The organism is Clostridium sp. 16K-1-R1 (assembly GCF_023921145.1).
Classification (GTDB): domain Bacteria; phylum Bacillota; class Clostridia; order Clostridiales; family Clostridiaceae; genus Sarcina; species Sarcina perfringens.
In genome coordinates this window covers 1,813,389-1,825,372 of sequence record NZ_CP046515.1, presented here as the reverse complement: position 1 = coordinate 1,825,372, position 11,984 = coordinate 1,813,389, and the positions used below count along the sequence as shown (strand labels likewise).

General features: G+C 26.9%; 14 protein-coding genes. 9 read left to right on the top strand and 5 right to left on the bottom strand.

Annotated features, from left to right (window positions below; genetic code table 11):
• Window positions 1-39: 39 nt before the first annotated feature.
• The 4 genes from GOM42_RS07925 (at window position 40) to ybaK (ending at window position 2,345) form a co-directional block, all read left to right on the top strand.
• Entirely contained in the window at window positions 40-600 is a 561-nt protein-coding gene (locus GOM42_RS07925) for an AAA family ATPase (protein ID WP_003460069.1), read from the top strand.
• 163 nt (window positions 601-763) lie between these two features.
• Window positions 764-892, top strand: a complete 129-nt coding sequence (locus tag GOM42_RS15685; RefSeq protein ID WP_257243429.1) for a hypothetical protein — start codon at window positions 764-766, stop codon at window positions 890-892.
• A 189-nt stretch (window positions 893-1,081) separates the two neighbouring features.
• Window positions 1,082-1,456 (top strand): hypothetical protein, encoded by a 375-nt coding sequence (locus GOM42_RS07920; RefSeq protein ID WP_003460061.1) that lies wholly within the window; start codon window positions 1,082-1,084, stop codon window positions 1,454-1,456.
• Window positions 1,457-1,859: 403 nt separating this feature from the next.
• Window positions 1,860-2,345: a Cys-tRNA(Pro) deacylase gene (gene ybaK, locus GOM42_RS07915; RefSeq protein WP_003460289.1), complete on the top strand. Its 486-nt coding sequence runs from the start codon at window positions 1,860-1,862 to the stop codon at window positions 2,343-2,345.
• Window positions 2,346-2,470: 125 nt separating this feature from the next.
• On the opposite strand, the gene GOM42_RS07910 is transcribed toward ybaK, so the two are convergent.
• On the bottom strand, window positions 2,471-2,857 hold the full coding sequence (locus GOM42_RS07910) for a hypothetical protein (protein ID WP_003449125.1): 387 nt from the start codon (window positions 2,855-2,857) through the stop codon (window positions 2,471-2,473).
• Window positions 2,858-3,044: 187 nt separating this feature from the next.
• Between GOM42_RS07910 and GOM42_RS07905 the strand changes: the two genes are divergently transcribed.
• The 3 genes from GOM42_RS07905 to GOM42_RS07895 all read left to right on the top strand — a co-directional run bounded on the left by GOM42_RS07905 (window position 3,045) and on the right by GOM42_RS07895 (window position 5,974).
• Window positions 3,045-3,413, top strand: a complete 369-nt coding sequence (locus GOM42_RS07905) for a DUF2164 family protein (RefSeq protein WP_003449139.1) — start codon at window positions 3,045-3,047, stop codon at window positions 3,411-3,413.
• A 165-nt stretch (window positions 3,414-3,578) separates the two neighbouring features.
• The gene (locus GOM42_RS07900; RefSeq protein WP_110071374.1) at window positions 3,579-5,231 is read left to right on the top strand and encodes a C40 family peptidase; all 1,653 of its coding nucleotides are present in this window, start codon (window positions 3,579-3,581) and stop codon (window positions 5,229-5,231) included.
• 140 nt (window positions 5,232-5,371) lie between these two features.
• Window positions 5,372-5,974 (top strand): hypothetical protein, encoded by a 603-nt coding sequence (locus tag GOM42_RS07895; RefSeq protein ID WP_252597641.1) that lies wholly within the window; start codon window positions 5,372-5,374, stop codon window positions 5,972-5,974.
• A gap of 259 nt (window positions 5,975-6,233) precedes the next feature.
• On the opposite strand, the gene GOM42_RS07890 is transcribed toward GOM42_RS07895, so the two are convergent.
• Window positions 6,234-6,797 carry a CYTH domain-containing protein gene (locus GOM42_RS07890; protein WP_003460746.1) on the bottom strand — a complete coding sequence of 188 codons (564 nt, stop codon included), beginning with the start codon at window positions 6,795-6,797 and terminating at the stop codon, window positions 6,234-6,236.
• 139 nt (window positions 6,798-6,936) lie between these two features.
• On the opposite strand from GOM42_RS07890, the gene GOM42_RS07885 reads away from it, so the two are divergent.
• Window positions 6,937-7,980 (top strand): nucleoid-associated protein, encoded by a 1,044-nt coding sequence (locus GOM42_RS07885; RefSeq protein ID WP_003460745.1) that lies wholly within the window; start codon window positions 6,937-6,939, stop codon window positions 7,978-7,980.
• A gap of 46 nt (window positions 7,981-8,026) precedes the next feature.
• On the opposite strand, the gene fba is transcribed toward GOM42_RS07885, so the two are convergent.
• From fba to GOM42_RS07870, 3 genes are all read right to left on the bottom strand, one after another.
• Entirely contained in the window at window positions 8,027-8,893 is an 867-nt protein-coding gene (fba, locus tag GOM42_RS07880) for a class II fructose-1,6-bisphosphate aldolase (protein ID WP_003449129.1), read from the bottom strand.
• Window positions 8,894-8,987: 94 nt separating this feature from the next.
• A complete protein-coding gene (locus GOM42_RS07875; RefSeq protein WP_003472712.1) occupies window positions 8,988-9,422 on the bottom strand; it encodes a DUF4363 family protein in 435 nt (144 codons plus the stop codon).
• Window positions 9,419-10,117, bottom strand: a complete 699-nt coding sequence (locus GOM42_RS07870; RefSeq protein ID WP_003472738.1) for a DUF421 domain-containing protein — start codon at window positions 10,115-10,117, stop codon at window positions 9,419-9,421. The genes GOM42_RS07875 and GOM42_RS07870 overlap by 4 nt, the downstream gene beginning before the upstream one ends.
• A 130-nt stretch (window positions 10,118-10,247) precedes the next feature.
• On the opposite strand from GOM42_RS07870, the gene GOM42_RS07865 reads away from it, so the two are divergent.
• Window positions 10,248-11,903, top strand: a complete 1,656-nt coding sequence (locus GOM42_RS07865; protein WP_025647962.1) for a nucleoside kinase — start codon at window positions 10,248-10,250, stop codon at window positions 11,901-11,903.
• Window positions 11,904-11,984 lie beyond the last annotated feature (81 nt).

The window sequence follows — 11,984 nt, the reverse complement described above, 5'->3', positions numbered from 1 at the left end:
TTAATATGTAATCTTATAACTAAGAAAGGGATTGATAATATGAAGGGGTTAATAGTTTTTGGAGAAAAAGGTTCAGGAAAAGATACTGTAGCTAAGCTTATAAATGAATATTCAGAAAAAAGTGTTAGTTTCTTTAATATAGGAGACTTAGTTAGGGATATGTCATGTATATTTTTAGCAACAGATAAGTGGGAAAATAAAAAAAGAGAATTTTATGTAGATACGGCTATAAAACTTAAGGAAATAGATGAGGACTTTTTAAGTTACTATGTATTAGGTAAAATACTAGATAAGTTTAAAAAGAAATCTATGAAAGATATAGATAATGAGCAACTTATAATAGTAACTGGTGGAAGAACATATGAGGATTTTGAATTCTGGAAAAAGAGCGGTTTCAAAACATTAGGGGTTAAATGTGATGAAAAAGTAAGAATAGAAAGATTAAAAAGTAGAGATGGTTATGAACAAAATTCACAAGATGACCTTGAAAAGAATACAAGAAAAATAATTGATTTATGTGATTTTACAGTGGATAATAGCGGATCTTTTAAGGACTTAACAAAGGAAGTAACAGATTTTGTGGTTGAAAATGGATTATAAAATTCTACTAAGATAAATAAAAATAAGGTGTTTTAATAAATTTATAAAATTAATATTTGGGAATAATATTAAAAGAATAGGTAGGTTAATTCTTACTTATTCTTTTTTTTTTGTTTACAATAATGTTATATAATGTTAATATATGGTTTGCTGGGAGGAATATATGAAAAAGAAATTTGTAATAGGAATTTTAATTGTAATAGTTTTATTTTTAATTTTCGGATTTAAAGACATTAAAGGCGGCTTTGAAGATGGATTTAATGCGGCGATAAAAACAGAGCATTTAAATTAGCATTATATGTGTAAAAGTATTATAAGTGTAAGTATTCTGAATTAAAAGTATAGAGTTTTTAACTGTGCTTTTAATTTAGAATTATTATGGTTATATATTTTAAGTACTTTATTTTATAATTATATAGAAAATAATAGTATATTAATATAATAGCTAATTATTTTTAAAATTACTTTTTAGGAGGAACAAATGAAAAAAATCTCTTTAATATTTATAGCTTTAAGCTTTGTTCTTTTATTTATATTTTATGGAAATGATGAAGTACCTAGATACTCTTCTACAGGAGATAGAGATACTATGGAATCCTTTGGTGTAGATGGACAGTTTGCTATCTATAAATTTTCTGATGAAAATTTCAATAAAAAATTAGATTTGTATGATACTAAAAATCAGGACGCTATTGATATTATATCAAATTATAAAGAAATAGAACCATATGTTTATACTATAGGAGAAAAAGGTTATACTAAATTAAACTATGCCAATGGGAATCTTATACAATCAAATGATTTAAACAAATTTTCAAATAATGATAAAGCTATATTTGAAGATTTAAACAAATAAAAAGAAATGCTTTTATAATAAATTTATTATGAAAGCATTTTTATTATATATGTGTAGAAAAGGAATGACATAAATGACCACCTGGAAGTAAATAAGTAGAATAAATCTAGATAATAATGTAGCTTAATTAATTTAACTTTGGTTAGATGAGTTTGTGTTTTAGCTTCTAAATTATTTATATATGATCTTTATAATCTTACTAGATTTAAGAGTTTATAATTAGTGTATTTTACCATTAATCTAGAATTTTGGTTCAATAAGATTTGATATTATATACTGAAAATATAGACACAAAATATCTTAATTTATATTAACTTTATCTGAGTTAATATAAAGTTAAGCTTAGTTTTTAAAGAATTTTATTGTATAATTATAAATGATTTAAGTTTAAGAGGTGAAAATTATGGCAAAAGATAAGAAGCTTAAGACAAATGCTATGAGAATATTGGATTCTAAAAAGGTTTCATATGAAATGTTAAGCTATGAAAGCGAAGATGGAAAGATAGATGGAATTTCAGTAGCTCATAAAATTGGGGTAGATGAGAAAAATGTATTTAAAACATTAGTAGCTCAAGGAACAAGCAAAGAGCTTTATGTTTTTGTTATACCAGTTGCAGAAGAATTAGACCTAAAGAATGCTGCTAAGATAGCTGGAGAAAAGAAGGTTGAAATGATAGCAGTTAAAGATATATTAAAATATACTGGCTACATTCGTGGTGGATGTTCCCCTATAGGAATGAAAAAGAACTATAAAACATTTATACATGAGAGTGCAGAAGATTTAGATTTTATAATATTTAGTGCAGGAAAGATAGGACATCAAATAAAAATGAATCCAAAAGACTTAGTAAATGTTGTAGAAGGAGAATTTGCATTTTTAATAAAATAGTAAAAACTAATTAGAGTATAGTTTAAAAGAACTTTTAAGAAATTAAAAGTTTAAAATTTTAAAATAAAATTTAATTATTAAATCAAAAAGAAGCCACAAAGTTTTATGTGGCTTCTTTTTACTTTTTAAAGCATAGTTTTAGCAAATTTCATTAAAGAAGGAGCAGCTGCTAAAAGACTTTTGTTTGATTTTGAATTCATTTTTTTCATTGCACAGGTTACACCTATAATACCTGCTGCAGCTCCTATGCAGGATGCAATAAGAACTTTTTTATTTACTTGAATTTCTTTGTTTAATAGACAAGATCTTATTTTGCAATCCTCATCATTAGAGTTAGCACAATCCTTTAAATCTTCCATAGAATCAAAGAATGAATAATCCTCTAAGTCATCTTCCTTAGAGTTATTCATTGAATAGTTATCTCTATAATGAGATGGGGGAACAAAGCGTTTAGATTTTTTTCTTAAGGCTTTGTATTCTTTATCCATATTTATACCAATTGCTTTATACATAAAATCACCTCAAATTTATTATTTACAAAATTAATTTATATAATCACAAATTAAAATCTTTTTATAATTTCCTTAATGATAAAAACTTAAAGATTAAAATAATATATTAAGTAACTTTAATATGATTGGTGAATAAAATGTATTATATGGGATATATTCCAAATTTATTTAGAAGGCGTGAATTTGTATGAATAAAAATGATTTAAATAAAGTTGAAGAAGGATATTATGGGAATAAAGAAGATTATTATGATAAGCAAGGGCATTGTTACACTAGTTTTTTTATAAGTGATATTATTATAGATAACAATAAGAAAGGTAGCGTTACAATAAATAATAATTTTGATATTTCTAAAGAAAAAAAAGATTTTTTGAAAGAAGAACTTTTAAAATATTTTAAACTTGAAAAAAATGAAAGTTTAGATGATGAAGAGTTAGATAAACTTATAAGATTTTTTGTAGAAAATTTAGGAGCACAATTTTATATACAAGGGGTTATAGATTCTTATAAATATATTGTTGAAAAATCTGATGATTTGTTAAGTGTAGAAAGATGATAGAACATAGAAGTTGTCCAATTTAAATAGGGACAACTTCTTTTTTTGTTATTTTTGATATTTTTTTGTAACTATTTTGTTGATAAATTCTACTAAAGAATATATTATAGAAGGTGAAGAATTATTTTAGGCAGGGCTTAATATGACTACTAGGGAGGATTGTGTATGAATAGGAATAAGATAGCAGCTTTGATTTTTGCTGTATCAACGGTATGTGTTGTTTCAGCACACAGTGAAAATGCTTATGCAACAGAACATAAAAATTCTAATCAATTAGAAGAGAATAATCAAACTAGATCGGTAAAAAAAGGACAAGTTATAAACGTAAGTACAAATTTAAGAATTAGAAAGAGTCCAAATACAAGCAGTGATGTTATTGGATATTTAACTAATGGTGAAATTTTTAATATAGATGGAAAAGAAGGTTCATGGTATAAAATAAATGCTAATGGTAAAGTTGGCTATATTCATGGAGATTATGTTAAAGAAGTAAGTGGAAATTCTAATAGTAGCAGCAATAATAGTGGAAGTAATTCAAATTTAGATACTTCATTAGCTGGGAAAAAGGGTACTGTTGTAAACGTAAGTACTTCTTTAAGAGTTAGACAATCACCAAGCACAAGTAGCTCAGTTGTAGGTAGCCTAAGAGGTGGTCAGACATTTGAGATAAAGGGTAAAAGTGGAAGTTGGTATTATATAAATGCAAATGGACTTACAGGATATATTCATGGAGATTATGTACAAGTAGGTGAAAATAGTTCAAATAATGGTGGACAATCATCAGAAAATAACTCAGGAATGGATACTTCATTAGCAGGAAAAACTGGTAAGGTTGTAAATGTAAGTACTTCTTTAAGAATTAGACAATCACCAAGTACAAGTAGCTCAGTTGTTGGATCATTAAGTGCAGGCCAAACTTTTAAGATAAATGGTAAAAATGGAGCTTGGTATAATATTGATGCACAAGGAACAAAAGGACATGTTCATGGAGATTATGTACAAGTATTAAGTGGAAACGAAAGTTCTAATAGTGGAAGTAATAATAACCAAAGTGGAAGCCAAAATAACAATTTAGATGAATCTTATAATGGAAAAGCAGGAAAGGTTGTAAATGTAACAACTAATCTAAGACTTAGAAGTCAACCTAGTACTAGTAGTTCTGTTTTAGCATATTTATTACCTAATGAAAGATTTACTTTACAAGGAAAGACTTCTTCAGGATGGTTTAAAGTAAATTATAATGGAAAAATTGGTTATTTACATGAAGATTATGTTAAAATAGTATCTTCAAATGAAGGTTCAAATGGAGGCGTAAATGAAAATTTAGGTTCAAGCCAAAATGGAAGCACAGGTGGCGGACAAGTTAACCAAAGTAAATATGAACAAGTTTTAAGTATTATGAAGTCTCAAATTGGTTCTCCATATATTTATGGAGGAGCTGGAGAAACACTAACTTCAAGCTTATTAAGTAGCTTAAGAAGAACTTTCCCAGATCATGCTGCAAGAGGATTTTATGATATACCATCAAACTATTTAAATGGAAATTACAGAGCCTTTGATTGCTCTGGATTAATGCAATGGAGTTTTAGACAAGCTGGAATTAGTTTAGGAAGAACAACTTGGGATCAAATAAACAATGGATATGAAGTTTCTCCAAGTAATGCTAAGCCAGGAGACTTGTTATTCTTTAGTAATTTAGGCCATGTAGGTATGTATATAGGAAATGGTCAATGGATAGAGGCTCCTAACAAAGGTAAATTTGTTTCTATTACATCTGTTCCATGGAGTAAAATAGGAAGAGCAAGAAGAGTTCTTTAAGATTAACATAATAAATTTATTATAAAGCAAGTTATATTTAGTAAGTTATTACTAAATATAACTTGTTTTTTTATTTATTTAATATACAAATTTTGTAAAATATTATATAATTAAAATGTAAAATAATGGGAGGTAGTTTGGTGAAAAAATTATTATTATTTATTAGTAGTTATGAAGGGGAAAAGAGTAATTCCTATTATATAGCAAATTATATAGAAAAAAAGTTATTAGGTAAGGTAGAATGTACTAAAATATTATTAAGTGATAATGAGTTAGATGGAATAAAAGATAAAATTAGAAATTGTGATAATGTGATTTTTATTACTTCATTAAGAAAAGATGAGTTTAATAGAATATCAAAAATGTTTTTAGAGGCCATTAAAGAGGAGAATAAGAATAAGGAGCATAATAAAGAAATAAAGTTTTCAGCTATTTTAAATGGTGATGTTGAAGTTTTAAGTGGAGTAGAAAAAATAGAAAAATTATTAGAAAACTGCATGGAGATATGTAACAAGAAATATATTGTTTGGCAGAAGGGTATAGGAGTATTAGCTAAATTAAATCTATGGGAAAGTGGTTTAGAAAACAATGCTTTAGAATATGATCAATTAGAAATAGAATTAGAAATGTTTTGTCAAGATATAGTAAATGAAAAGAGATACCACCATAATAGCTTTGCTATACCTAAAAAGGGAAGTGGATTTTTTAAATTTATAAATAATAAAATAAAGCAATTTACTTAGGTTTATAACTAGAATATAATCATTAAATAAAAAATATATAATTTATGGAGATTAATTATATTTTTTTATGATTTTGAGACTATTAAGTTATTATATAGATTAAGTTATTTAAATAAAAAGGGGATTAGAGAACATTATATAGCTTTGTGTAAAAAAACAAAACTATATAATGTCTTTTTCTTTAAATAAATTTTCTTCAGTGAAAATTACTTGTATTTTTATAATTTTTTTTATTATTTTTATAGATGAAGGCTATTTTCTAAAGTCCTTTTTTATTAGAATCAGGGGAAATACCTTTATCTTTTAAAATTTCATAAATTGTTTTAGAGGTTGTATCTTCCATTGAATAGCCTAAGTCTATTAAAATTTCATTAAGTTTTTCTTCAGAAGAAGTTTCTATTTCTATGTATGGAAATGGACAAAATGATGGATCATTAATATCTACTTCTATTAATGAATCTTTATATTTATAGCTTTCTCTATACTTCTTTATAGTTTCAAATAATTCTAACCCTAAAGATTTAAAAATATTTTTACCCATAGCTCCATCTTCTATGATTGTTTCATTTTCTTCCATTACTTTAAACTTATCTTGGCTAAGCATTTTTTTTGTAGTCATAAAATAAACTGTTTTATTGTTTATAAGGTCTTCAACAGTTCTTATTCTTGCATAACCTTTTTTATCTAATAATTTTCTATCTGGAAAATCAAAAATATCGTTTGTTTGATTTTCACGCTTTACATTTTTCGCTCCAAGTTTATTTAATGTTTCTCTTAGCTTTTCAACATCTATATCTATAATACGTGTTTCAAGTTCTTTCATAATTAAACTACCTCCAAATTCTTTATAATATTATTATAAACAAATTGTTAAAGGGAGAAAAGAATAGTATGGTGATTTTTCCTTTATACTTTGATAAAATATAAGATGTGTCAAATTTAAGAAAAGTGGGATGAGAAAGATGGAATACGTAAATGATATAAATATAATAGAAGCTGTTATACATATATTAGACAGTAACAGTGATGAACCTATATTAAATGAGTATAAATTAGAGTTAACAGATGAAATTTATAAGTTTATATATAAACATGTAGAAAAGGGGTTAAAAAGTGAAGATTTAAAGTATGCTGTTTTTAATCCAGAAAGACATATAGTTAAGGAAGTTTCTCAAGATTTTTTAAATGGAGTTAATAATGATATAGTAGAAGTTTCTAAGGAACTAGCAAGACAGATGTTTTATATTATGAAGGCAAATATAAATATTCCAAGTTGTGATTTACTTACAGTATCAATATCTACAGATCAAGGACCTATGCTTGGGATTTTAAAAATGGATTACATAAAAAATTTTACTCATAAAGTTGATTTTGTACATGATAAAATAGGAATAGGAATAGTAGAACAGGCAGCAGGACTTCCAGCATCAGGACAAAAAGTTCAAAAGTGTGCATTTATAAAACCTATAAGAGAAGATCAAAAGGTTAATCTTATGGTAATAGATAAGAAAAAGAAATCTTCAGAAGAGGATGAGTTATCTTTAAATTACTTTGTAGATAACTATTTAGGATGCACAGTTTTTCAAAATGAAAGAGATATGACAAAAACTTTTGTAAAGGCAACAGAAGAGTGGACTAGAAATAATATTATTGAAGATGCAGAAAAAGCTGAAGGTATAAGAAGTAAAATAAAGAATAAGCTTAAAGAAGAGGAAATTATAAATATAGAAGAATTATCCCGTGAGTTATTTAATGAAGAAGAGCCTATACTAAAGAATGATTTTACAACCTTTGTAAGAGGTCATGGCTTAGAGAATGATGTTGAAGTTGATAAACTTTGGATTGAAAAAAAGATGAAGAGAACTAGACTTAAAATAGATAAGGAAATAGACTTATATATTGATGATGAAGCTTATCATGATGACTCTAAATTTGAAATTGTGAGAAATGGTGATGGAAGCATAAATATGGTTATAAAAAATATTAAAAATTATATAGAGAAATAAAAAAAGAGATTAGAAAATCTAATCTCTCTTTTATTATTTAAAACTATTAAGCTCTGTTTACTGAACCGAATAATTCCATTTTTTCTTTAACTGTAGCTTTTATAGCTTCGAATCCAGGATTTAATAATTTTCTTGGGTCAAATCCTTTTCCTTCTAAGTCTTTTCCAGCTTCTATATATTTACGAGTAGCTTCAGCAAATGATAATTGACACTCAGTATTAACATTTATTTTTGATACTCCTAATGATATAGCTTCTGCGATCATATCTGAAGGGATTCCAGTACCACCGTGTAATACTAAAGGCATATCTCCAGTAGCAGCTTTAATGTTAGCTAAAGCTTCGAAGTTTAATCCAGCCCAGTTTGCAGGGTATTTTCCGTGAATGTTTCCGATACCAGCAGCTAACATAGTAACTCCTAATTCAGCGATTTGTTTACATTCAGCAGGATCAGCGATTTCACCAGCTCCAACAACACCGTCTTCTTCTCCACCGATTGATCCAACTTCAGCTTCAACTGATACGTTTTTAGCAGCAGCTAAGTTGATTATTTCTTTAGTTTTAACTATGTTTTCTTCGATTGAGTAGTGTGATCCATCGAACATTACTGATGAGAATCCAGCATCCATAGCATCTATAGCTCCTTGGTAGCTACCGTGATCTAAGTGTAATGCTACAGGAACAGTTATTTTTAATTCTTCTAACATTCCGTTAACCATTCCAACTATTGTTTTGAATCCACACATGTATTTAGCAGCACCTTCTGATACTCCTAATATAACTGGTGAGTTATTTTCTTGAGCAGTTAATAATATAGCTTTTGTCCATTCTAAGTTGTTTATGTTGAATTGACCAACAGCGTATTTTCCTTCTCTTGCTTTATTTAACATTTCTTTTGCGTTAACTAATGCCATTTTGTTTACCACCTTTCAAAATCTTTCATTAACTTTTATTAGATTTATATAGGGACAAAAAAAGTCCATGCGGGACTTGCCCCTTTCAATAACATTATAAACTAAAATCATTATAAATTCCACAATAAAATATATTTTTTAGGTTGGAATTTAAAATATTACCTATATTAACCTTCTGAATATCCTTTATATGCTTTGTATAGCTCTTGATTATATGTACTGAGGATAAACTGTTGGAAACATCTTCAGCCTTTATATATTGAGTTAGACTAAGTATTTCCTTACTTAAATTATCTAATTGTTCATGATTTATGTAAAGAGATAAAGAAACATAATTTTCTTCTAAGAGATTACTTAACTTTAAAGACTCTTCATAAGATTCATTCCAATCCTCTTTACTTAAGGAACTTTCTATTTTATTACTATAATCATTTACCTTGTCACATACATTTATTAGTTTATTATTAAAAAATAGAACAGAAGCAAGGAGGGAAAAAAATATTACTGATGAAATTAGGGTATTTTTCATAGTATTATGTCCTCCTTATCTTTCTGATTTTTTCTTTGAATAAATAATTTCCCATTAGAATCCATCATAACTAGGAATAATTTATCTCTAGGTGGATAATTAAGGGACTTTAATTTTTCATCTAACCATTTTTCATCCTTGTTCATTCCTTGAAGAGCTTTTTTATTTAAACGCCCATCTTCAAATAAAACAATTGGAATTTTTGATTCACTTTCTTTTATTTTCAAGTCTTTTCTCTTAACATTATCACAAGCACTTTTAGGAATTATTGATATGGTTCCATTAGTTTCTATAATTGCATATTGAATATCGCTTATATCTAAATAACCAGCGCTTCGTAATTCTTCTAATATATCGTTCATTGTTAGCCTTTGTTTTTTCATCATTTCTAGGTTGATTTCTCCATCACTTATTATTATGGAAGGAGTACCATCTAGGATTTTTTCAAATAAACGGCTATGTTGTTGGATTTCAGATATTAATATTTTTACAAATAAAAGTGTAATTATAGGTACTATTCCTAAAAGGAGAGGAAGACGAGTATCTTGCATTGGTAAGGATGCTAAATCAGATAGCATTAAGGTTATTACAAGCTCGTAAGGTTGCAATTCCCCAATTTGACGTTTACCCATAAGTCTAATACTTATAATTACAATGAAATAAAGTATTGCTGTTCTTATAAAAGTTATTAGCATAAAAAATACCTCCTCTAATAAAATAGGGTAACAAATTTAAAGGGGATTTATACAAAAATAGATAATTTTTTTGAAGTTTTAAGTGTATAATAACAATAAGGCGGCTTATAAGTAGAGAGGAATGGTGTTTATGAAAAGCTTTAGGGTTAATGTAAATGGGGAAAGTTTACTCTTTAATGAGGGAGAAAAATATTCAGCAATTTTAAAAAAGGACTATATAAATGAAAAAATACCTATTACTTTAGTTAAACAGAGGAATAAGTATTATGAGTTTACTGATTTAATAAATAATGATGGGGATATAGAACTTATAAATATAAGTGATCCACATGGAAAAATAGCTTATAGTAGAACTTTACAGTTTGTATTTATAAAAGCAACTTTAGACTTATTTAAGGATGCTAGAATAAATATAGAGCATTCTATAAGCAAGGGAACTTTTGGAGAAATTCACAAAGAAAAGGCCTTAGATGAAGAGGATATACTAAAAATAAAGAAAAAAATGCAAGAGATAATAAATAAAAATATTATAATAGAAAAAATAAAGATGCCTAAGAAAGAGGCTATTGATATATTTAAATCTTATAAGATGCAGGATAAAGTTGATTTATTACATTGGGTTCAAGAAGAGTATGTAAACTTATATAAATTAGAAGATAGGTATGATTATTTTTATGGAGATATGGCATACTCTACAGGAGTTTTAAAATATTTTGATTTATTATATTATAATCCAGGTTTTATACTTATGGTACCAAGCCATAAGGAACCAACAGTTGTACCTGTATTTAAGGAACAAAAAAAGTTATTTAATGTATTTAGAGAGAATGAAACATGGTTAAATATATTAGGAACTCCAGATGTAGGTTCTTTAGATTATAAATTAGAGGGAGAAGAATCCTCAGACATAATAAGGGTTTCTGAGGCTTTGCATGAGAAAAAAATAGCACAAATTGCAGATATGATAAGTGAGAGAAAAGAGGTTAAAATTGTTTTAGTAGCAGGGCCTTCCTCTTCAGGTAAAACAACATTTTCAAAAAGACTTTCTATACAGCTTAGAGTTAATGGTTATATACCAATAGCTATATCCTTAGATGATTATTTTATAAATAGAATTCATACTCCTTTAGATGAAGAGGGAAAACCTGATTTTGAATCTATAAATGCTTTAGATTTAGAATTATTTAATAAGAATCTTTATGATATTTTAGAGGGGGAAGAAGTAGAAATACCTTCTTATAATTTTAAAATAGGAGAAAGAGAATGGCTAGGCAATAAGATTAAACTTCCTGATAATGGAGTGCTTGTTATAGAGGGAATACATGGACTAAATCCAAAACTGACAGAAAAAATTCCTTCAAAGAATAAGTTTAAGGTTTATATTTCTGCTTTAACACAATTAAATTTAGATAATCACAATAGAATTCCAACTACAGATGTGAGAAAAATAAGACGTATAGTTAGGGATTCTTTATCAAGAGGATATGGAGCAGAGCAAACTTTAGAAATGTGGAGTTCTATAAAAAGAGGAGAGGAAAAGAACATATTTGTTTATCAGGAAGAAGCAGATGTTATGTTTAACTCCACTTTAGTTTATGAATTAGCAGCGTTAAAGGAATATGCCTTAAGAGAATTAGAAAAAGTAGATAAAAACAGCAGTGTTTATTATGAAGCTAAAAGAATAATAAATACATTAAAGTTTTTTGTGGAAGTTAAGCCAGAGAGAGTACCTGAAAATTCGATTTTAAGAGAATTTATAGGTGGAAGTTGCTTCTATAAGTATTAATTAAATTAAAATTAAAAATATAGTAAGGAATTTATTATCTGTAATACTTAAAATATATTAGAAATTAAGTAGGGATTAATA

Bases quoted from the DNA above. Each gene is read 5' to 3' on its own strand.
- GOM42_RS07900 (WP_110071374.1), top strand. From the start codon at position 3,579: ATGAATAGGAATAAGATAGCAGCTTTGATTTTTGCTGTATCAACGGTA.
- GOM42_RS07885 (WP_003460745.1), top strand. From the start codon at position 6,937: ATGGAATACGTAAATGATATAAATATAATAGAAGCTGTTATACATATA.
- GOM42_RS07910 (WP_003449125.1), bottom strand. From the start codon at position 2,857: ATGTATAAAGCAATTGGTATAAATATGGATAAAGAATACAAAGCCTTA.
- GOM42_RS07890 (WP_003460746.1), bottom strand. From the start codon at position 6,797: ATGAAAGAACTTGAAACACGTATTATAGATATAGATGTTGAAAAGCTA.
- GOM42_RS07925 (WP_003460069.1), top strand. From the start codon at position 40: ATGAAGGGGTTAATAGTTTTTGGAGAAAAAGGTTCAGGAAAAGATACT.
- GOM42_RS15685 (WP_257243429.1), top strand. From the start codon at position 764: ATGAAAAAGAAATTTGTAATAGGAATTTTAATTGTAATAGTTTTATTT.
- GOM42_RS07865 (WP_025647962.1), top strand. From the start codon at position 10,248: ATGAAAAGCTTTAGGGTTAATGTAAATGGGGAAAGTTTACTCTTTAAT.
- fba (WP_003449129.1), bottom strand. From the start codon at position 8,893: ATGGCATTAGTTAACGCAAAAGAAATGTTAAATAAAGCAAGAGAAGGA.
- ybaK (WP_003460289.1), top strand. From the start codon at position 1,860: ATGGCAAAAGATAAGAAGCTTAAGACAAATGCTATGAGAATATTGGAT.
- GOM42_RS07920 (WP_003460061.1), top strand. From the start codon at position 1,082: ATGAAAAAAATCTCTTTAATATTTATAGCTTTAAGCTTTGTTCTTTTA.
- GOM42_RS07905 (WP_003449139.1), top strand. From the start codon at position 3,045: ATGAATAAAAATGATTTAAATAAAGTTGAAGAAGGATATTATGGGAAT.
- GOM42_RS07875 (WP_003472712.1), bottom strand. From the start codon at position 9,422: ATGAAAAATACCCTAATTTCATCAGTAATATTTTTTTCCCTCCTTGCT.
- GOM42_RS07870 (WP_003472738.1), bottom strand. From the start codon at position 10,117: ATGCTAATAACTTTTATAAGAACAGCAATACTTTATTTCATTGTAATT.